Below are 19584 nucleotides of genomic sequence, written 5' to 3'. Positions count from 1 at the left end.
GGGAGCCGCCCCATGCCGACGGCCGGGAACCCGGAAGCAGACGTTTGTTCGGGCGGGGCCTCCGGTGAGTGGTGGGCTCCGGATAGGCTGGGCGGATGACGCGAGCCGAGCAGCCAACGGTCGTGAGCCCCAGCTCCGACGCACTAGCCGCAGACTCACGCGAGCGAGCCGTACGAGCCCTGCTGCGCCTTCCTCCGCTCAGGCGGTTGTGGAGCGCACAGCTCGTCGGCAGTACCGGCGACGCCCTCGCCCTTCTCGTGCTGCTGTTGCTGTCGCTTCAGGCGGCGATTTCGCAAGGGTCGTTCGGCGGTGGTTATCGCGGCGCGGCCTTCGCGGTCGCCGCGGTGTTCGGGGCTCGGATCCTTGCCACCTTCCTCTTCGGAGCCCTCCTCCTGGGACCGGTCTCCACGTTGACCGCGCCGTCGGGACCACTCGACCGGCGCTGGACGATGATCGGGGCGGACGGGCTGCGGCTCGCCCTGCTGGTCGTCGCACCGCTGTGGATCGACTGGACCCCGGACAAGGCCCAGCCCGTACTCCTGAGCACCGTCTTCGTCGCCGGCGTCGCCGAACGCTTCTGGGCGGTCGCCAAGGAGAGCGCCGCCCCCGCGCTGCTGCCCGCGCCGCCGCCGGGGGGCGCGTCCGTGCGGCCGCTGCCGGACCACCTGGACGCGCTGCACCGGCTGTCGCTGCGTACGAGCTTCCTCGCCCTTCCCGCGGCCGCCGCCGTGCTGCTGGCGGCCACGCTGGTCGGCAATCTGTTCGGTTCCGGCATCGACTGGTTCTCGCAGCACCAGGCGGCCCTCGGGTCGTACGTCGCCGCGGGTCTCTTCGCCGCGTCCGTGTCGACGCTGTACTTCCTGGAGCTGCCCGACGCGCAGACGCCCCGCGCGCGCTCCCCCCTGGAAGGCTGGCGCCGGCCCAGGACCGGCGCGGGCTTCGACAAGGGACGCACGGGCGCGATCCGGCTCCTCGTCGTGGCCTGCGCCACGGTCGCCGGAGCCGTCGCCGCCGCGGCGGCCGTCGCCGTACTGCACGCGAAGGACCTCGGCGGCGGTCCCGTCACCTTCGCCCTGCTCTTCCTGGCCCTGACCGGCGGCACCGCCCTCGGCATCCGCGGCGCGCGGAAGGTGCTGCCCACGCTGTCCCGGCGCCGCCTGCTGTCGCTCGCGATCGCCGTCACGGGCGTCGCGCTGCTCGCCATGGGCCTGGTGCCCGACACGGCGACCGTGCTCATGATCACTCTGCTCGCCGGCTTCTGCGCCGGGGTCGCCGCGAACACCGGGCACACGCTGCTCGACCAGGAGGCCGAGGAGTTCCGGCGGGGACGCACCACGGAGCACCTGCACGCCGTCGTACGGATCCATGTGGCCCTCGGCGCGGTCCTCGCCCCGGTGCTCGCCGCCGCGATCGGCCCGCACCGGCTGGCAGGCGGCAGTTTCGTCTTCGCCCACGGCGGCGCCGCCTTCACGCTGATGCTCGTCGGCGCGCTGCTGCTGCCGGTGGCCGCGATCGTGCTCGCCAAGACCGACGACCGGCAGGGCGTTCCGCTCCGCCGCGACCTGCGCGAGGCGCTCAAGGGCGGCGAGCCCGACCAGGCACCCGCCGCCACCGGTTTCTTCATCGCGATGGAGGGCGGCGACGGGGCCGGCAAGTCCACCCAGGTCGAGGCGCTCGCCGAGTGGATCCGCAACAAGGGCCACGAGGTCGTCGTCACGCGCGAGCCCGGTGCCACGCCGATCGGCAAGCGGCTGCGGTCGATCCTGCTGGACGTGTCGAGCGCGGGTCTGTCGAACCGCGCGGAGGCGCTGCTGTACGCCGCCGACCGCGCCGAGCACGTCGATTCCGTCGTACGCCCGGCGCTGGAGCGCGGCGCGGTCGTGATCACCGACCGGTACATCGACTCGTCCGTGGCCTACCAGGGCGCGGGCCGCGATCTGTCGCCGACCGAGATCGCCCGTATCTCGCGCTGGGCGACGGACGGGCTCGTACCGCATCTGACGGTCCTGCTCGACGTCTCGCCCCAGACGGCGCGCGAGCGGTTCACGGAGGCGCCGGACCGGCTGGAGTCGGAGCCTCCGGAGTTCCACGCGCGCGTGCGCCACGGTTTCCTGACGCTGGCCGCCGCCGATCCCGGCCGCTACCTGGTGGTGGACGCCGGCCAGGACCCGGAGTCGGTCACCACGGTCGTACGCCACCGCCTCGACCAGATGCTGCCGCTCTCCGACGCCGAGGTGAAGGCCCTGGAGGACGCGCGGAAGGCCGCCGAGGAGGAGGCGCGCCGCAGGGCCGAGGAAGAGGCCGCGCGCAAGGCGGAGGAAGAGCGCCTGGAGCGCGAGCGGCAGGAACAGCTCGCCAGGCTCCGCGCCGAGGAGGAGGAGCGCAAGCGCCGCGAGCTCGAGGAGGCGCGGCAGCGCGAGGTCGAACGGCAGGCGGAGGAGGCCCGGCGACGGGCCGAGGAGGCGCGCCGGCTCGCGGAGGAGGAGCGGCTGCGCCGCGAGGCCGAGGAGAAGGCGCGGGCCGCCGAGCAGGAACGGCTGCGCAGGCAGGCCGAGGAGGAGGCACGGCTGCGGGCGGAGGCGGAGGAACGCCGCCGGAAGAAGCAGCGCAGGGCCGAGGAGGCACTGCTGCGGGCCGAGGAGGCGCGCCGGCTCGCGGAGTCGGCGGCCGCGGCTTCCGCGGCGGCGTCGATGGCCGCCGCCGCGGCCGAGCCGCCGTCCGACGCGGAGATGACGGTGCCCACGCCGGTCGTCCGGCCCGACGAGGTGACGCAGACGGTCGAGAGGCCGCGCATCGACCTGCGCAAGGAGGATGCGGCGCCTTCCGCGTCGCCCTCCGCGGCGTCTCCCGCCGCTCCGGCCCGTCCCGCCGCTCCGGTTCACCCCGCGGCGGACGAGACGGCTGTGCTGCCGCCCGTGCGGGACGTGAGGCCGATGGACGAGACCGCCGTCCTGCCGCCGGTGCGGGACGCGGGACCCGCGGACGAGACGGCGGTGCTGTCGCCCGTACGGGACGAGCCTTCGGACCGGGTGCCGCCGGGGTTCTTCCGGGACGAACAGCCCGACGACCGCCGCGGCGACGACGACAACGACCGTACGCGCGAGCTGCCGTGGCTCGATCCCGACGCGGCCCACACGGGCGCGGGCCAGGGCGGCTCCGCGCGTGTGCGCCGCCGGTCGGACTGGGCGGAGGAGACGCCGCTCGACGACCTGCCGTCGCTGGCGGACGAACTGCTGGGCGGCCGGGACGCCGACGAGGACGACGGCGGCCGGCGGGGCCGGGGCGGCCGCCGCCGCTGAGCCTCCCGCCAGGGCCCCGGCCCCGGACCCCGAACGCCGGACGGGCGGGGACCGGGGCCGGGGTGTCAGTGGGGTCGGCCACAATGGGGACGGTCGGGATTCACGAGAACGCAAGCGCACGGCGAAGGCGGTAGCACCATGGCCGTATGGGACGACCTGGTAGGGCAGGCGCGGGTCCGGACGCAGCTGGCCGCCGCCGCCCGTGACGCCGACGCGCTCGTGACCGCCGTCGCCGACCGCTCCGGGGCCACCCTCGCTCCCGCCGCGTCGAAGATGACCCACGCCTGGCTCTTCACCGGGCCGCCGGGCTCCGGGCGGTCCACCGCCGCCCGCGCGTTCGCCGCCGCCCTGCAGTGCGTCAGCCCGGACCGGGCCCTGGGCGGGGCTCCGGGCTGCGGGTTCTGTGACGGGTGCCATACGTCCCTGGTCGGCTCGCACGCCGATGTGGAGATCGTCCGTACCGACCAGCTCTCCATCGGCGTGAAGGACACCCGCGAGCTCGTCCGGCGGGCCCAGCTGTCCCCGGCGGGCGGCCGGTGGCAGGTCATCGTCCTGGAGGACGCCGACCGGCTCACCGAGGGCGCGGGCAATGTGCTGCTCAAGGCCATCGAGGAGCCCGCTCCCCGTACGGTCTGGCTCCTGTGCGCGCCGTCCCTGGAGGACGTGCTCCCGACCATCCGCTCCCGCTGCCGCCACCTCACGCTCAGCACCCCGTCCGTGGAGGCCGTCGCCGACGTCCTGGTGCGGCGAGACGGCATCGACCCCGGGACGGCCGCGACCGCCGCGCGCGCCACCCAGGGCCACATCGGGCGGGCCCGCAGGCTCGCCACCGACGAGCGCGCACGGGCCCGCCGCGCCGTCGTGCTCGGACTCCCGCTGCGCGTCGCCGACATCGGCGGCTGCCTGAAGGCGGCCCAGGAGCTGGTCGACGCGGCGGGCGAGGACGCCAAGCAGGTCGCCGAGGAGGTCGACGTCAAGGAGACGGACGACCTGAAGGCGGCGCTCGGCGCGGCGTCCGGCGGCCGGATGCCGCGCGGCACCGCGGGCGCGATGAAGGAGCTGGCCGACCGCCAGAAGCGCCGCTCGACCCGTACGCAGCGGGACAGCCTCGACCTCGCGCTGACCGACCTGACCGGCTTCTACCGCGACGTACTGGCCCTGCAGCTCGGTTCGCGGGTCGCCCTCGCCAACGAGGACGTACGGGACTCCCTCGACCGCGTCGCGCAGAGCTCGACCCCCGAGCGCACCCTGCGCCGGATAGAGGCGATCATCGCCTGCCGCCGGGCCCTGGACCGCAATGTCGCGCCGCTGCTCGCGGTGGAGGCGATGACGGTGGCGCTGCGCGCCGGCTGACCGTACCGCCGTCCGTGCCGTCGCCGGGGTGCCGCCCGTGCCGTCTTCGGACCGCCGTTCGTACTGCCATTCGTACTGCCGTCCGGTCCGTCGGGCCGCAGACCGGACGGCTGACCCCGCCGCCGCGGGTGACCGGCTCACTCGTACGAGCCGCTCCCCGCGCGATCCGTCATCGCCGCACTACGCTCCGGGGATGGACACCAGGCACTTGATCCGGACCTCCGCCACCGCCCTCGTGACCGCCGGGCTGCTCGTCTCCGGATGCTCGTCGGGAGGTTCGTCGCCCAGTGCCTCGGCTTCCGCGTCGCAGAAAGCGGTCCCGGCCGCCCTCAAGCCGTACTACGCGCAGAAGCTGAGCTGGCGCGAGTGCGGTGTCCCCGGCTTCCAGTGCGCCACGATGAAGGCGCCCCTCGACTACGAGAAGCCGGAGAAGTCCGACATCGAGCTGGCCGTCTCCCGGAAGAAGGCCACCGGACCCGGCAAGCGCCTCGGCTCCCTCCTGGTCAATCCGGGTGGCCCCGGCGGCTCCGCGATCGGCTACGTCCAGGCGTACGCGGCCGTCGGATACCCGGCGCCGGTCCGCGCGCGGTACGACATGGTGGCCGTCGACCCGCGCGGCGTGGCCCGCAGCGAGCCCGTCGAGTGCCTGACGGGCAAGGAGATGGACGCGTACACCCAGGTCGACCAGACCCCCGACGACCAGGGGGAGACCGGCAAGCTGGTCACGTCCTTCAAGAACTTCGCGGCCGGCTGCGAGAAGCGCTCGGCCGAGATCCTGCCGCACGTCTCCACCGTCGACTCGGCCCGCGACATGGACATCCTGCGGGAGGTGCTGGGCGACGAGAAGCTGAACTACGTCGGGGCGTCGTACGGCACCTTCCTGGGCGCGACGTACGCCGAGCTCTTCCCCGGCCGCAGCGGCCGCCTCGTGCTCGACGGCGCGATGGACCCGTCCCTGTCCGCCCGCGACCTGAACCGCGACCAGACGGCCGGCTTCGAGACCGCCTTCCAGTCCTTCGCCGCGGACTGCGTCAAGCGCGAGGACTGCCCGCTGGGCACGGGGACGCCGGACGAGGCGGGCAAGCGTCTGAAGGGCTTCTTCGACGAGCTCGACGCCCGGCCCGTCCCCACCGGTGAGAGCCGCCCCCTCGCCGAGTCCCTGGCGACCACGGGCGTGATCGCCGCGATGTACGACGAGTCCGGCTGGCCACAGCTGCGCGAGAGCCTCACCCGTGCGATGGGCGGCGACGGCGCGGGCCTGCTCGCGCTGGCCGACACGTACTACGAGCGCTCCGAGGACGGCAGCTACGCGAACCTCATGTACGCCAACGCCGCCGTGAACTGCCTGGACCTCCCGCCGGCCTTCACCGGCCCCGACCAGGTCCGCACCGCGCTCCCCTCCTTCGAGAAGGCGTCCCAGGTCTTCGGCGAGGGCTTCGCGTGGACCTCCCTGAACTGCACGTACTGGCCGGCCGGGCCCACCGGCACCCCGCACCGCATCGAGGCGAAGGGCGCCGCCCCGATCGTCGTGGTCGGCACCACCCGCGACCCGGCGACCCCGTACAAGTGGGCGAAGTCCCTGGCCGGCCAGCTCGACTCCGCCACCCTCCTGACGTACGACGGCGACGGCCACACGGCGTACGGCCGCGGCAGCGACTGCATCGACACGGCGATCAACACCTACCTCCTGGAGGGCACGCCTCCCGAGAACGCCAAGAAGTGCTCCTGACCCTCCTCCGTCCCTCCTCCAACCCCTTCTGACCTGCGCGAAGGCGGCCCGCCCGGGGCTGTGCGGAGCACCCCTCGAAACTGTGTAGACTTGTGCCCGCTGCTGATCGCACCATGGTGTCGGCAGCGGCGCCGCCTTAGCTCAGTTGGCCAGAGCAACGCACTCGTAATGCGTAGGTCTCGGGTTCGAATCCCGAAGGCGGCTCTGTGGAAGCCTCAGGACTCACTCGCCGTGACCTGGGGCTTTTGCTTTTCCCGGATATGGCGTCGCCGTCGGGCGTCGGCCTCCTTGCCGCTCGTGGTCCCCGTTCTGGTCCCGGACGTGGCCCTGTGCGGGAGTGCGAGTCCAGGGTTCCCGCTCCGCTTCTCCGAAGCCCTTCCCGAAGAGTCCGGCGTGCAGGTCTCGTCGGTGCCGGTCCTGGTCGCCTCAGCCGTTCCGCCGCGGCGTCTGGCGGAGGCCGACGCGGCTCTGAACGTCGGCGGCCATGGGCCCGCGGGCATTCCGCCGGTGGCGGCGGGACATCTCAGTGACGCGGTGGGGCTGACGGGCGGCGCGACCGTCTTCGCCACGGTTCTCATGGGCCTGGCGGTCCTCGGCGGGCCCGTGGTCGTCGCCGGCCGTCGACGCGTACCCGAAACCGTCTGGCCGCCCTACCGCCCGACGTACGGCCCGGATCGTCGGGCAGGCCCTGTACGAGACCCCGTTGGCACCGCTGCCGGTCCACCGGGGCGTGCGGCACTCGTGGGATGTGAGGGCATCCCGTCCCCGCACGGTGTACGGATCCGAGCGCGGACAACCGGACCGGCTGGACGTCCTGGAACGGTTGTCGCCCGCTCCCTCCGTCGCCCCGCTCCCTCCGTCGCCCCGCTCCCTCCGTCGCCCCGCTCCCTCCGCCGCCCGTTCACGACTGTGGCCTCTCGGAGATCACTTCGCTCGGCAGGCCAAGTTCCCGGGCCGGCCCCCGTGGCAGACTCGGCGGAGGTGGGAGGTCGAGGCACAAGCGGGGGAGAAGGAAGGGACGTGGGGGCTTCGGAGTTGCTCATCGCCTTGGAGCGGGACTGCGGAACACCACTGCAACAGCAGGTGTGCGACCAGGTCACCGCCCTGGTGCGGTCGGGCCGGCTGCGGCCGGGCGAGGCCGTGCCCCCGTCCCGCGAGCTCGCCCGGCAGCTCGACGTGTCGAGGACCGTCGTCACCCGCGCGTACGAACTCCTGTGCGCCCAGGGGGTCCTCGCGGCCCGGCGCGGTTCCGGCACCAGGGTCGCCGGCCTCGCGGGGGGCGCCGGCCCGCCCCGTCCGCCCCGCACCACGGCACCCACGGCGCTCGCCCCGCAGCCACCCAGGGCCACCGACGGCGGCAACGCGCTGTGGCAGCCCTGGGAGCCGCCGCCCACCCGTCACCCGGGCGCCGCACTCGACTTCCGGCACGGCACTCCGGCGCTCGCGGAGTTCCCCGTCGCCCGCTGGCGGCAGTCCCTGCACGACGCGTACGGCCGCGCCGACGCCGCCGCGCTCGGCTACGGTCCGGCCGAGGGCTCCCCGGCGCTGCGTAGGGAGATCGCCGCCCTCGTCCGGCAGAGCCGGGCCCTCGACGCGCCCCCCGACCGGATCATGGTCACCGGCGGCGCCACCCAGGCCCTGGACATCCTCGTCCGGATGCTGGTCGGGCCGGGTGACGTGGTGGTGATCGAGGACCCCAGCCACACCGTGCTGCGCCAGGTGTTCGGCTGCTCCGAGGCGGCCGTGGTGCCGGTCCCCGTGGACGAGGAGGGGCTGCGGGTGGCCGACATCGACGCCTGTGTGCGGGCCCAGGGGCACGATCCCGGGCGGGTGAAGCTGGTGTACGTCACGCCGTCGCACCAGTTCCCGACCGGGTTCATCATGTCCGAGGGGCGGCGGCGCGGGCTCCTGGAGTGGGCACACGAGCACGGTGCGACGGTCCTGGAGGACGACTACCACAACGAGTTCACGTTCACCGCCGAGCGGCTGCCCGCGCTCGCGGCCGAGCGCCACCGGGACACCGTCGTCTACGTGGGCAGCTTCAGCAAGACGCTCTTCCCCGCGCTGCGGATCGGCTACGCGGTACTGCCGCCGCACCTCGTGCGGCCCTTCCTCGGCATCAAGTGGATCACCGACCGGCTGACGCCCACGGTGGCCCAGGAGGCGCTCGCCGACTTCGTCTCCACCGGTGCGTACGCCCGCCACATCAGCCGCATGACGCGCCTGTACCGGCAGCGCAGAAGCCGCCTCCTGGGGGCGTTGTACGAACACTTCGGCGCCGAGGTCCGCATCTCCGGCGAGGCGGCCGGCCTGCACGTCCTGGTCACCTTCACCGGGGCGCGGGGCGTTCCGGAGGACACGATCGTCCGCCTGGCGGCCGGGCGCGGGGTCCGGATCCACCCCGCGTCCGGCTACTTCGTCCAGGACCCGCCGGCCGAACCGACGTTCCTGATGGGGTACGCCGCCCTGCCCGCCCCCCGCATCACCGAGGGGGTCGCCCTGCTGGCCGACGCGGTGCGCGAGGCGACGGGCCGTCGGCCGGACGAACGGGATGAACCGGCGTGGACCCGGGGTTCTTCGCGGTGGCCGGGGGCCTGATCCGCGGCGCGCACGGGCGCGGTGTCCTCATGCGGGATGCGGGATGCGGGATGCGGGACGCAGGACGCAGGACGCAGGACGCAGGACGCGGATGTGAGTCGTACGGGCCGCGCGCGGTGCCGTGTGCGGGGTCAGCGGACCGTCGCGGCCGACGGGGCTGCGAACACCTCTCCCGACGGCGTGGACCGGTCGAGCACCAGGGGGCGCCCCGCCCCGGCACCGAGCCCGGCGAGCGCGTCCGTGAGCCGGCCGAGCGCCCGCTCGACGTCGTCACGGCCGCCCTCGTGCGCCGACTCCACGGTGAGCAGGAGCCGACGCCGCCCGGTGCCGGTCTTGACCACGTCTCCCTGCCGCCAGTTCCAGCGCCGCGAGTGCGCGCGCCCCCGGCCGTCGGCGTAGACGACCTCGCCCGGCTCGGGCCGCTCGGGGGCGTCGGGCGCCCCGAGCGGGAGGTAGGTCTCGGTGCCGTGGGCGAGACGGACGTGCAGCTCGTCCTCGATGCCGCCCACGTCGCACGAGGCCACCGGGAGGCGGCTGTCCAGGGAGACGGCGTTGCAGAGGTCCACGAGGGAGTTGATCCGCGGGAGGCGGTCCCCCTTGGCCACCCTGCGCAGGACCGACTCGGCGGCGCAGGGGAAGCGGTTGGGGTTCACGCCGACGGCGCGGTAGGCGTCCCGCCAGGCGGCGATCGCCGGCAGCGCGGAGACGTCCGCCTTGGTGAGCCGCTCGGCGTGCAGGCTGTCCTCGGCAGCGGTGAGCCGCGCGGCCACCGCCGGGGCGTCCTCGACGACGTCGATGTCCGGCAGGGCGATCAGGCCGAGCACATAGCCGGGAACGAGCGCCGACAGCCGGGTGTCGACGGTGACGGTCAGGGTGCGGTTGGGGGTGGAGGTGCGGGTGCGGGGGCCGACGGCTGTGCTGTCCATGGCTGTGATCCTTCTTTGGCGTGCCGGTTTGGGTGCCGGTGGTCATGTCCGGTGTGGTCGTCCGCCGGTGACGCGACTGACGGTAGGGAGCGGGCGGTCCTCCGGTTGTGGCCAATTCCCGGGAATTACAAGAGGCCGCTTGCGGGGCGGCCGCTTTCCCCGCACACCTTCACGGACACGTCGCGGCCCCTGCACCGGTGACCAGTCGTGCGGCGGTGACCAGCGGCGGGGCGACCCGGAGCCTGCCGGCCGCGGGGGCGGCGTACCGGCGGCCGGGAGCTCGACGGGCGCGGATCCGCCGGGGGTGAGGGATTCATGCCGGGGAGCCGCAGCATTCACATCCGGCTCGTGAGGGGATGGGTGTCGCTCCGCCGCCCGTCCGTGTCACTGTCCTGGCAGGGCAGTGCGGGTGAAAGGGGGCAGGTATGGAGATCGGAGTTCTCGGGCCGCTCGTCGTACGTATCGACGGCACGTCGGTGGTACCCAGCGCGGCCAAGCCGCGGCAGATGCTGGCACTGCTGGCGGTGAACGCGGGGCACGACGTGAGCATGGCGACGCTCACCGAGGAACTGTGGGGCGAGAGCCCGCCGAGCGGCCCCGCGGGTGTGGTGCAGACGTACGTCAAGCAGCTGCGCCGCGCGATCTCCGCCGCCGCGGCGCCGGAGCCGGGCCGCGTGGCGAAGGACCTGCTGAGCCGCGGCTACATCGGTTACGCCCTGAACATGTCCGGCGTCTCCGTGGAGGCCGACGCCTTCCAGCGGCTCGCCGTGCGCGGGCTGGGGGCGCTGGGGAGGAACGAGGTCGCGGAGGCGGCCGGGCTGCTGGGGCGGGCGCTGGAGATGTGGCGCGGCCCGGTGTTCGCCGACGTGCGGATCGGGCCGGTACTGCGGGCCGAGGCCCTGCGGCTGGAGGAGGCCAGGCGCGCCGCCCTGGAGGCCCGGATCTCCGCGGACCTGCGCCTGGGCCGGCACGCCGCGGTGGTGGGCGAGCTCGTCGCGCTCGCCGAGCGGTCGCCGCTCCAGGAGAACCTGCACGCGCTGCTGATGCTGGCGCTCCACCGCTGCGGAAGGTCCTGGCAGGCGCTCGAAGTGTTCCGGCGGCTGCGCGAGTCCTGTGTCCGGGAGCTCGGCATGGAGCCCTCCCCGCGGCTGCAGGACCTGCACCGGGCCGTCCTGGAGGCCGATCCGCTGCTCGACGCGCCCTCGCCGAGTTTTGCTGCCCTTTAGGAGCGGGCCGCACTGTGGTGGGTGTGCCGGCCGGGAGCCGCTCCACCGTGGATCGCGGCGTTCTCCCGGTCGGGCGGCAGCACCGCCCGCAGCTCTTCACCGGCGTGGGCCGTGCTCCTTCCGTCCGGTCGGCCGCCGGGGCCACCCGTGCGGCGGCCCCGGCCGGCGCACCCACGCTGGACGGACCTGAGGCGGAGCGATATGACGCGATACCTGTCCCCAAGGACCCACGACGACACCTCGGGCACGGAGCTGCGGCTGTTCTGCTTTCCGTACGCGGGCGGCGGCGCCTCGGCGTACGGACGCTGGCAGCGCAGTCTCGACGCGCACGGCGCACACGTACGGGTCATGCCGGTCCAGCTGCCCGGACGCGAAGGGCGCATGGACGAACCCCGGTTCACCGAACTCGGCGCCCTCATCGACGACATGGACGAGCAGCTCGACGAGGAGCTTGACAGCCCCCACGTCTTCTTCGGACACAGCATGGGCGCGCTGATCGCCTACTCGCTGGCCTGGCGGCGGCAGCAGCGCGGCGCGCCCCTGCCGCAGGCCCTCGTCCTCAGCGCCTACCGTGCCCCGCACCTGCCCGCACCGGAGATCGCCGACCCGAACGCGAGCGACGAGGACCTCGTCGCGAGCCTGGCGGCCCTCGGCGGCATACCGCAGGTGCTGCTGAAGCACCCCGACTTCCTGGCGGCGCTGATGCCGGTGGCCCGCGACGACCTGCTGCTGTGCGCCGGGAACAGGGCCGCTGCGGACACCGACCCGCTGCGGGTTCCGCTCCACCTGTTCGCGGGGAAGCGGGACCGGCTGGTGAGCGTGTCCGAGGTGGTCTCCTGGCGGCGGCACGCCGGGCGCGGCTGCGAGGTGCGGACCATGCCGGGCGGGCACTTCTTCGTACGGGCGCACGAGGACGCGTTTCTGCGCGAAGTCGCTTCGCTGACGCGCCAGTACGCGAGGGTGCCGGTCGCCGTGTGACCGGGTGGCGTGGAAGTGCGGAAGGGCCGGACCGTGAGGGATTCACGGTCCGGCCCTTTCGCGTACACGGGCACAACGGTAGTGACGGGGCGTCACTTACCGCTCTCGGCCGGCAGGGCGGGGGCAGCGGAACCACGGAAGCCGAACAGCCCGGTGAGTACGGAGAGCACCAGGAAGACGGCCAGCACGGTGAACCCCGACTGCAGTCCCTCCACCAGGGCGACGTCCGCGGCGGCGCCGTCCACCGTCGCGGACGCCACCCGGTTGTTGAGCACCGTGACCGAGACCGCGATCCCGAACGCGGCGCCGATCTGCGTCGACGCGTTGAGGAGGGCGGACGTCGTTCCCGCGTCCGCGTCCGTCGCCTCGGAGGTGCCGACGATCGGTGTCGGGATGAGGCAGAGCACCAGCCCCACACCGAAGAGGGCGGTGACCGGCAGCAGGAACTCGCTGTAACCACTGTGCACGGGCATGCCCATGAGCAGGGCGAGGACGCCGGCGAACGCCACCGTGCCGGCCAGGTACATGTTCCGCGGACCGGTCCTGCCGATCACCTGCGAGGCGACGGGGGCGAGTGTCATCAGCGCGATGCTCACCGGCAGGTACGCCAGCCCCGTCTCCAGCGGGCTGTAGCCGAGCACCTCCTGCATCCACAGCGGAAGCAGGAAGAAGATCGGCATCATCATCGCGGCCGTCAGGAACTCGCCGAGGCTGCCGGCCACCACCGACCGGGAACGGAACAGCCGAAGGGGTACGAGCGGGGCCGCGCTCCTCTTCTCCACCGCGACGAACAGGACCAGCAGAACGGCGGACCCACCGAACGAGCCCAGGGTGCGCCAGTCCGACCAGCCGTGCTCGCTGGTGGTGACGATGGCGTACACCAGCAGCAGCAGGCCGCCGGTCACGGTCACCGCCCCGGCCAGGTCCTTCGGAGGACGCTCGCCGAGCGGCTTCGCCGCCTTGATCAGCGCCACCGCCGCCGCGCCGATCAGCAGACCGACCGGCACGTTGATCCAGAACGCCCAGCGCCAGTCGGCGTTGACGATCGCGCCGCCCAGGATGGTGCCCACGCTGGCGCCGATGCCGATCACCGCACCCCACACCCCGAACGCCTTCGCCCGCTCCTTCCGGTCGGCGAACACCGTCACCAGGATGGACAGGGACGCGGGGGACAGCGCTGCCGCACCGATGCCCTGGGCCGCCCGCGCCGCGAGCAGCGCGCCCTCGCTCTCGGCGAATCCGGCGCCCAGCGAGGCCAGGGTGAACAGCACGAGTCCGCCCATGAACACCAGCCGGCGGCCGATGACGTCGGCCAGCCGCCCGCCGAGCAGCAGGAGCCCTCCGAAGAGAAGGACGTAGATGTTCATGACCCACTGGAGGCCCGTGGTCGACAGGCCGATGGACTCCTTCAGGCGCGGCCCCATCACGTTGACGACGGAGGAGTCGATGGCGATGACGAACTGGGCCAGTGAGATGACTCCGAGCACCCACCAGCGCCTCGGGTCCGGCGGGACGGCGACGGAGGGGGCCGCTTCCGTCCGTGCGGGAGCGGTGCGCGGCTCCCGAGCCGATTCGGTCTTCATGAGGTCTCCTCGCATGCCGGCCCGGGGGCCGGCAGCCACTAGTCGTTACAGCGGTCCTGTGCACGTGCGCTCTGGCATTCACGCCACAGCGTGCGCGTGGGGGCTTGTGCGGCGCTGTAGCGGCCGGCTCCCGCCCGGGGGCTCCGGGCTCCCCGCCCCCGGGCGGGCCCCCGCCGGGTGCAACCGGCCCTTTAGGAGGGCTGTACAGGGTGGGGCCCATCAGCACCAGCGGCAGGAAACAGGAAGGGGAAGCCATGGCTGCGGCACTGTCCGCCCAGGTGTGCATCGTCGGAGGCGGACCCGCCGGACTGACGCTGGCGCTCGAACTGGCGCGGCGCGGCATCGAGGTCGTCGTGGTCGAGCAGAGCGCGCACTTCGACCGTTCGTTCCGTGGCGAGTCCATCTCGCCCGACTCCGTATGGCTGCTGCGCGAACTCGGCATCCTCGACAAGGTGCGGGCGGACACCCTGGAGACCCGCCGGATGGAGATCGGCGACGCGGGGCGCATCGTGCTCGACGCCGACTTCTCCGGCTTCGACCAGCCCTGCCGCTACCCGATGGAGCTTCCGCAGCCGCCCCTGCTGAACGCGCTCGCCGAGGAGGCGTCGGCGCTGCCGTCGTTCCGCATGGTGCGGCGGGCCAAAGCGGTGCGGCTGCTCACCGAAGGGTCCCGGGTGACCGGAGTCGTCGGGCAGCTTCCCGAGGGGCCCACAGAGATACGGGCCGGCCTCACCGTGGCGGCCGACGGCAGGTTCAGCAAGGTGCGGGAGATGTCAGGACTCCCGTACACCAAGATCCCGCTCGAACGCGACTTCGTCTGGTTCAAGGCGCCCATGCCGCAGGAGTGGGACCTGCACACCTACCGGGTCCGTATTCTCGGCAGCCGGCACGGCCTGTTCATCCCGACCGTGCCCGACATGGTGCGGATCGGTTTCAACATTCCCAAGGGCGGCCTGCGGGAGCTCCGCAAGGAGGGCATCGGCGCCCTGCACCGCCGCATCGACGAGCTGGCACCCGAAGCGGGCCCCGGCGTGCGCGAACACGTCACCGACTGGTCCGACACCTCGATGCTGGACATCTTCACCACGGTCGTACCGGACTGGTCGCGGCAGGGCCTGGTGCTCATCGGGGACGCCGCCCACACACTGACCCCGGTCCTCGGCCAGGGCGTCAACCACGCCATCATCGACGCCGTGACGCTGGCCCCGCTCGTCGCGGGTGCCTTCGGCGGCAGCGGTACGGACGCCCGGCTGGACAGCGCCACCAAGGAGTTCCAGCGGCTGAGGGAGGCGGCGGTCGCCCGTGCCCGCGCCCTGCAACTGCGCCAGGAGAGGGCCTTCGCGCTCACCTCGCCGGTGGCGGCGGCCGTACGCAGGACCGCCTACCGCACGGTCTCGGCCAGCCCTCTGCTCAGGCGCCGCATCCTTTCGGGCGTCTACTACCAGCTCCAGCAGGCGGTGCGCGACGGCGGCATCCGCCTCGACCTCGCCCCGCGTCCCGGTTCCCCCACCCGCGCAGGAGGACAGCACTCATGACCGAGCAACTCGACCGGCCCGCGGCCGGACCCGGCAGTCCGACGACCGGCAGTGCGGTGTCCGGCTGTCCGGTGTCCGGCGGTCCCGCACCCGACGCCTCCCTTCCCGACTACCCCTTCACGCGGCCCTCGGCGCTCGAACCCTGCCCCCATTACGCCAAGATGCGGGCCGGTGTCCCCGTCGGCCAGGTGCGCATGCCCAGCGGCGACCTCGCTCACCTGGTCACCACCTACGAGGACGTCAAGACGGTCCTGTCCGACCCGCGCTTCAGCCGCGAGGCGACCACCCGCCCCGGCGCGCCCCGGCTGGGGCCCGCCCCGCAGAACTTCCGCAGTCTGCTGAACATGGACCCGCCCGAGCACACCCGGGTACGCAAACTGGTCTCCCGCGAATTCACCGTCCGCCGCGTCAACGAACTGCGCCCGCGCATCCAGGAGCACACCGACCGCCTGCTGGACGCCATGGAGGAAGCGGGACCGCCCGCGGACCTGATCCCGGCGCTCGCCTTCCCGCTGCCCGTCACCATGATCTGCGAACTGCTCGGCGTGCCCTTCGAGGACCGCGACCGCTTCGCCGGCTGGTCCGCCGCCTTCCTGGCGACCGCCGGGATGCCCGCGGAGGAGGTGCTCGCCTCCCAGATCGCGCTGCGCGACTACCTGGCCGCGCTGGTCGCCGAGAAGCGCAAGCGCCCCGGAACCGACCTGATGTCCGCCCTGGTGTCCATCCACGACGCGGGGGACGGGCGGCTGGACGAACAGGAGCTGATCTTCCTCGGCATCAGCCTGCTGGTCGCCGGGCACGAGACCACCGTCAACCAGATCGGCAACAGCGTGCTCGCGCTGCTCACCCACCCCGAGCAGCTGGCCGCCGTCCGCAGCGACCCGGAGAAGATCGGCCGGGCCGGTGAGGAACTGCTGCGCATGTATCCGCCGGGCGACGAGGCGCTGCTGCGGATCGCCGTGGAGGACGTGGAGCTCAGCGGCGTACTCATCCCGGCGGGCAGCGCCGTACTGCCCTCCCTCGGGTCGGCGAACCGGGACGGCGGCCAGTTCACCGACGCGGACACCCTCGACGTGACGCGCGAGATCAACCCCCACCTGAGCTTCGGCCAGGGCGCGCACTACTGCATCGGCTCCGGCCTGGCCCGGGCCGAGCTCCAGATCTCCGTCGCCACCCTGCTGCGCCGCTTCCCGGATCTGCGACTTGCCGTACCGGAGAGTGAACTGCCGCGCCCCTCGGGAAGATTGGTGCACGGAGTGTCCGCGCTGCCGGTTGCCTGGTGACCTGCGGGGCGGTGGCGCTGCCGCCCCGCAGCGGCCGGTATCCCCTGCCGGCCCGACAAGAAAGGCAGGACGCGGATGAACACGGGTCTCGGAATCGGCTACCACCCGGCCATGCTCGGACTGAGGTTCCTGCTGGAACTCACGGCCCTGGCCTGCTTCGGCTACTGGGCCTGGCGCGTGAGCCCCGGCGCCACGCGGTACGCGGCGGTGGTCGCGCTGCCGCTGCTGGCCGCCGTGGCCTGGGGTGTGTTCGCCACCCCCGGTGACGCCTCACGGTCCGGCGACGCCGTCGTCGCGACCGCGGGCGCCCTGCGGCTGCTGCTCGAACTCGCCGTGTTCTTCGGCGGTGCGGCGGCCCTCTACGCGGCGGGGGCCCGTGTCCCGGCCCTGGTGCTCACCGGACTGCTGGTGGCCTACCACGCCGCTTCCCTCGACCGCATCGCGTGGCTGCTCCGACACTGACAGGAGAAGACGAACGTGACCTCAGCAGTGACGACCACCCCGGTGGAGCGGGCCGGCCCCCTGGACCGGTTGCGCGCCATGCACCAGGAGGGCCGGCTCGCCGCCGACTACCCGGCGGTGCCCGCGCTGCTCGCCGAGCTCGCCGGGACCGACACCGGCTTCGCGGACCTGGCGCGCGCCGGCCGGCTGCTCGCCCGTCTCGCGCCCGGGACCGTACGGGAACTGCACCCGGGCACCGCGCCGGCGACCGTCGCGGTCACCGGACACGGCGTCCTCGACGCGCTGACGGCTCCGCTGACCGCCGAGTTCGCCCGGCACGGCATCCCGCTGCGTACCCTCGACGGCGACTACGACTCCTGGCAGCGCGATCTCCAGGACACCACGAGCCCGCTGTACGCCCCCGGTACCGAACTCGCCCTCTGCCTCCTCGACGCCCAGGTGGTCTTCGACGAGCTCCCGCTGCCGTGGCGGGTGGAGGACCTGCGCGCGGCCCTGGACGCCAAACTGGAGCTGCTGGACACGCTCGCCGGACGGTACGCCGAGCACGGCTGCGGAACGCTGGTGCTCAACACCCTGCCCCTGCTGAGCGGCCACACCCGCCAGCTGGTCGATCACCGCTCCCGCCGCGAACTCTCCGTACGGTGGCGCGAGTTCAACGCCGGTCTGCTGCGGCTCGCGGACCGGCACGCCCGGCTGCACGTCGTGGACCTCGATCCGCTGGTCGCGGAGAGCGGGCCGGTGCGCGACAGCAGGCTCGCCGCCTATGCCAAGGTCCACCTCGGCGAGGAGCTGCTCGGCCGGTACGCCCGGGAGATCGGCCACCTCGGCCGGGCCCTGCGCGGCCGCGCCAAGAAGGTCCTGGTCGTGGACCTCGACAACACCTTGTGGGACGGCATCCTGGGCGACGACGGACCGGACGGCATCGCGGCCGCCACGACCTACCGGGGCGAGGCCTTCGGCAGGTTCCAGCGCGCGGTCAAGCAGATCGGGGCGCAGGGCGTGCTGCTCGCCGTGTGCAGCAAGAACGACCGGGATCCGGTCCTCGGCGTGCTGCGCGACCACCCCGACATGGTGCTGCGCGAGACGGACTTCACCAGGGTCAACGCCAACTGGGACCCCAAGGACGGCAATCTCCGCGACATCGCCGACCGCCTCAATCTCGGCGTGGACAGCTTCGTCTTCGCCGACGACTCGCCCTTCGAATGCGGTCTGGTGGCGGCGAACCTGCCCGAGGTGGCCGTGGTCCGGCTGGACGAGGAGCCCGCGCTGCACGTCGACCGGCTGCTGGCCGACGGCTGGTTCGACGTACGGGAGCTGACGCCGGAGGACCGGCTGCGCGCCGGTCAGTACCGTTCGGAGGCCGGCCGGCAGGAGCTGCGGGAGACCGCCGGGTCGATGACGGCGTACCTCCAGGCCCTGGACGTCCGTGTCGAGATCTCACCGGTACGGGACCACGAGCTGACCCGGGTCGCCCAGATCACCCTGCGCACCAACCAATTCAACCTCACCACGCAGCGGCTCCAGCCGGCCGATGTGCGCGAGCGGCTGGACTCGCCGGACCACCTCGTGCTCGCGGTGCGCTCCCGGGACCGTTTCGGTGACAACGGGGTGGTCGGCGCGCTGTTCGCCCACCGCGAGCCGGACGGGCTCAGGGTCGACAACATGCTGCTCAGCTGCCGGGTCTTCGCCCGCGGCATCGAGCAGGCGACGCTGTCGTCGCTGCTGGCGCATGCCCGCGACACCGGGGCGGCGGCCGTGTACGCGAGCTACCGCCCCACCGTCAAGAACCACCGGGTCCGCGACTTCTTCCCCTCACTCGGCTTCGAGACCACCGCGCAGTCGGCGGACGGCGCACTGGAATTCCGCCACCCGCTGACCGGGATCGCGCCCCTTCCCGGGCACATCGCCCTCGACGTGTCGTTCCCGGACGCTCCGCCGCCGCACTGAGCGCGGCCTCCGATTGTCCTGGCGCCCGCCCGATCCCCCGGGGCGGGCGCCAGGCGTGTCTGCCGTCCGGCCGCCCGGTGTCACACCTGCCGGGGCCGCCACACCCCCGACTCCACGCGGGACTTGAGAGCCTCGTTCAGATCCGTGAAGCGCCCCACGGTGTCCCTGATCACCCTCTGGGTGAAGGGCACCAGCACCCCGCCGAACGACTCGGCCTGCACCAGGTGCGTACCGCCGTCCCGGGGTGTGAGTTCGAACGTGTGCTCACCGTCGAAGATGCCGGGCACCCACAACGAGCCGCGCCAGCGCAGCAGCCGGCCGGGCTCCACGGCCACCACGGTCGGCCGGATCGCCATCTGCCGCCCGCCGGCCTGCTGGAACCTCAGGTCCAGCCGGGTGCCGGGCTCGAGCCGGCCTTCCGCCGCGACGATGAACGGGTTCCAGTCGGGGAACCGCTCGAAGTCCGTGAGGACGGACCACACTTCCTCCGGTTCGGCGGAGATCAGGACGTCGGTCGAGATGCGGCGCACTTCGCTGCGCTCCTTCCGCGGCCCCGAAGGGACGCTTTCCGGCAGGTCGGTTCCTCACGCTAGCCGTTCCCGTCCCGCTGCCCCAGGGGGCCTTGATCTCGCACAAGCGTCCCCTTAGCGCCCCGGCGGAGCATC

The 19584-nt window shown here is 73.2% G+C and carries 13 protein-coding genes and 1 tRNA gene; 11 read left to right on the top strand and 3 right to left on the bottom strand.

Translation table 11 applies throughout. The features are described 5' to 3' along the window. Positions 1 to 95 precede the first annotated feature (95 nt). The 5 genes from tmk to pdxR all read left to right on the top strand — a co-directional run bounded on the left by tmk (position 96) and on the right by pdxR (position 8979). Entirely contained in the window at positions 96 to 3299 is a 3204-nt protein-coding gene (tmk, locus tag ABD374_RS12695; protein ID WP_344494561.1) for a dTMP kinase, read from the top strand. Between the two features lie 138 nt (positions 3300 to 3437). Next, a complete protein-coding gene (locus ABD374_RS12690; RefSeq protein WP_344494559.1) occupies positions 3438 to 4652 on the top strand; it encodes a DNA polymerase III subunit delta' in 1215 nt (404 codons plus the stop codon). 193 nt (positions 4653 to 4845) lie between these two features. Further along, complete coding sequence (locus tag ABD374_RS12685; RefSeq protein WP_344494557.1) at positions 4846 to 6381, top strand: alpha/beta hydrolase; 1536 nt, start codon at positions 4846 to 4848, stop codon at positions 6379 to 6381. A 130-nt stretch (positions 6382 to 6511) separates the two neighbouring features. After that, positions 6512 to 6585: transfer RNA gene (locus tag ABD374_RS12680), tRNA-Thr, on the top strand. Positions 6586 to 7401: 816 nt separating this feature from the next. After that, positions 7402 to 8979, top strand: coding sequence for a MocR-like pyridoxine biosynthesis transcription factor PdxR (gene pdxR, locus ABD374_RS12675; protein WP_344494555.1), 1578 nt, complete (start codon positions 7402 to 7404; stop codon positions 8977 to 8979). 131 nt (positions 8980 to 9110) lie between these two features. Here pdxR and ABD374_RS12670 read toward each other — a convergent pair whose 3' ends face one another. Continuing rightward, positions 9111 to 9905, bottom strand: coding sequence for a B3/B4 domain-containing protein (locus tag ABD374_RS12670; RefSeq protein WP_344494554.1), 795 nt, complete (start codon positions 9903 to 9905; stop codon positions 9111 to 9113). Positions 9906 to 10330: 425 nt separating this feature from the next. On the opposite strand from ABD374_RS12670, the gene ABD374_RS12665 reads away from it, so the two are divergent. Beyond that, the gene (locus tag ABD374_RS12665) at positions 10331 to 11131 is read left to right on the top strand and encodes an AfsR/SARP family transcriptional regulator (RefSeq protein WP_344494552.1); all 801 of its coding nucleotides are present in this window, start codon (positions 10331 to 10333) and stop codon (positions 11129 to 11131) included. Between the two features lie 201 nt (positions 11132 to 11332). Beyond that, entirely contained in the window at positions 11333 to 12109 is a 777-nt protein-coding gene (locus ABD374_RS12660; RefSeq protein WP_344494551.1) for a thioesterase II family protein, read from the top strand. 92 nt (positions 12110 to 12201) lie between these two features. Here ABD374_RS12660 and ABD374_RS12655 read toward each other — a convergent pair whose 3' ends face one another. Then, positions 12202 to 13692 (bottom strand): MFS transporter, encoded by a 1491-nt coding sequence (locus ABD374_RS12655; RefSeq protein WP_344494549.1) that lies wholly within the window; start codon positions 13690 to 13692, stop codon positions 12202 to 12204. A gap of 254 nt (positions 13693 to 13946) precedes the next feature. Between ABD374_RS12655 and ABD374_RS12650 the strand changes: the two genes are divergently transcribed. The 4 genes from ABD374_RS12650 to ABD374_RS12635 all read left to right on the top strand — a co-directional run bounded on the left by ABD374_RS12650 (position 13947) and on the right by ABD374_RS12635 (position 18919). Then, positions 13947 to 15227 carry an FAD-dependent oxidoreductase gene (locus tag ABD374_RS12650; RefSeq protein WP_344494547.1) on the top strand — a complete coding sequence of 427 codons (1281 nt, stop codon included), beginning with the start codon at positions 13947 to 13949 and terminating at the stop codon, positions 15225 to 15227. Then, complete coding sequence (locus ABD374_RS12645; RefSeq protein ID WP_344494545.1) at positions 15224 to 16510, top strand: cytochrome P450; 1287 nt, start codon at positions 15224 to 15226, stop codon at positions 16508 to 16510. Before ABD374_RS12650 ends, ABD374_RS12645 begins: the two co-directional genes overlap by 4 nt. Before the next feature lie 75 nt (positions 16511 to 16585). Next, positions 16586 to 16972, top strand: a complete 387-nt coding sequence (locus tag ABD374_RS12640) for a YrdB family protein (protein ID WP_344494543.1) — start codon at positions 16586 to 16588, stop codon at positions 16970 to 16972. A gap of 15 nt (positions 16973 to 16987) precedes the next feature. Continuing rightward, positions 16988 to 18919, top strand: coding sequence for an HAD-IIIC family phosphatase (locus tag ABD374_RS12635; RefSeq protein ID WP_344494541.1), 1932 nt, complete (start codon positions 16988 to 16990; stop codon positions 18917 to 18919). A gap of 80 nt (positions 18920 to 18999) precedes the next feature. On the opposite strand, the gene ABD374_RS12630 is transcribed toward ABD374_RS12635, so the two are convergent. Next, positions 19000 to 19449, bottom strand: coding sequence for an SRPBCC family protein (locus ABD374_RS12630; protein WP_344494539.1), 450 nt, complete (start codon positions 19447 to 19449; stop codon positions 19000 to 19002). Positions 19450 to 19584 lie beyond the last annotated feature (135 nt).

It is taken from the genome of Streptomyces enissocaesilis (assembly GCF_039533765.1).
GTDB classification, from domain to species: Bacteria; Actinomycetota; Actinomycetes; order Streptomycetales; family Streptomycetaceae; genus Streptomyces; species Streptomyces enissocaesilis.
This window is presented reverse-complemented; position numbering and strand designations above follow the sequence as displayed.

What these genes read in the sequence shown, in the direction of transcription:
- ABD374_RS12685 (WP_344494557.1), top strand. Translation starts at nt 4,846, where the DNA reads ATGGACACCAGGCACTTGATCCGGACCTCCGCCACCGCCCTCGTGACC.
- ABD374_RS12670 (WP_344494554.1), bottom strand. Translation starts at nt 9,905, where the DNA reads ATGGACAGCACAGCCGTCGGCCCCCGCACCCGCACCTCCACCCCCAAC.
- ABD374_RS12690 (WP_344494559.1), top strand. Translation starts at nt 3,438, where the DNA reads ATGGCCGTATGGGACGACCTGGTAGGGCAGGCGCGGGTCCGGACGCAG.
- tmk (WP_344494561.1), top strand. Translation starts at nt 96, where the DNA reads ATGACGCGAGCCGAGCAGCCAACGGTCGTGAGCCCCAGCTCCGACGCA.
- ABD374_RS12655 (WP_344494549.1), bottom strand. Translation starts at nt 13,692, where the DNA reads ATGAAGACCGAATCGGCTCGGGAGCCGCGCACCGCTCCCGCACGGACG.
- ABD374_RS12650 (WP_344494547.1), top strand. Translation starts at nt 13,947, where the DNA reads ATGGCTGCGGCACTGTCCGCCCAGGTGTGCATCGTCGGAGGCGGACCC.
- ABD374_RS12665 (WP_344494552.1), top strand. Translation starts at nt 10,331, where the DNA reads ATGGAGATCGGAGTTCTCGGGCCGCTCGTCGTACGTATCGACGGCACG.
- ABD374_RS12640 (WP_344494543.1), top strand. Translation starts at nt 16,586, where the DNA reads ATGAACACGGGTCTCGGAATCGGCTACCACCCGGCCATGCTCGGACTG.
- ABD374_RS12645 (WP_344494545.1), top strand. Translation starts at nt 15,224, where the DNA reads ATGACCGAGCAACTCGACCGGCCCGCGGCCGGACCCGGCAGTCCGACG.
- ABD374_RS12660 (WP_344494551.1), top strand. Translation starts at nt 11,333, where the DNA reads ATGACGCGATACCTGTCCCCAAGGACCCACGACGACACCTCGGGCACG.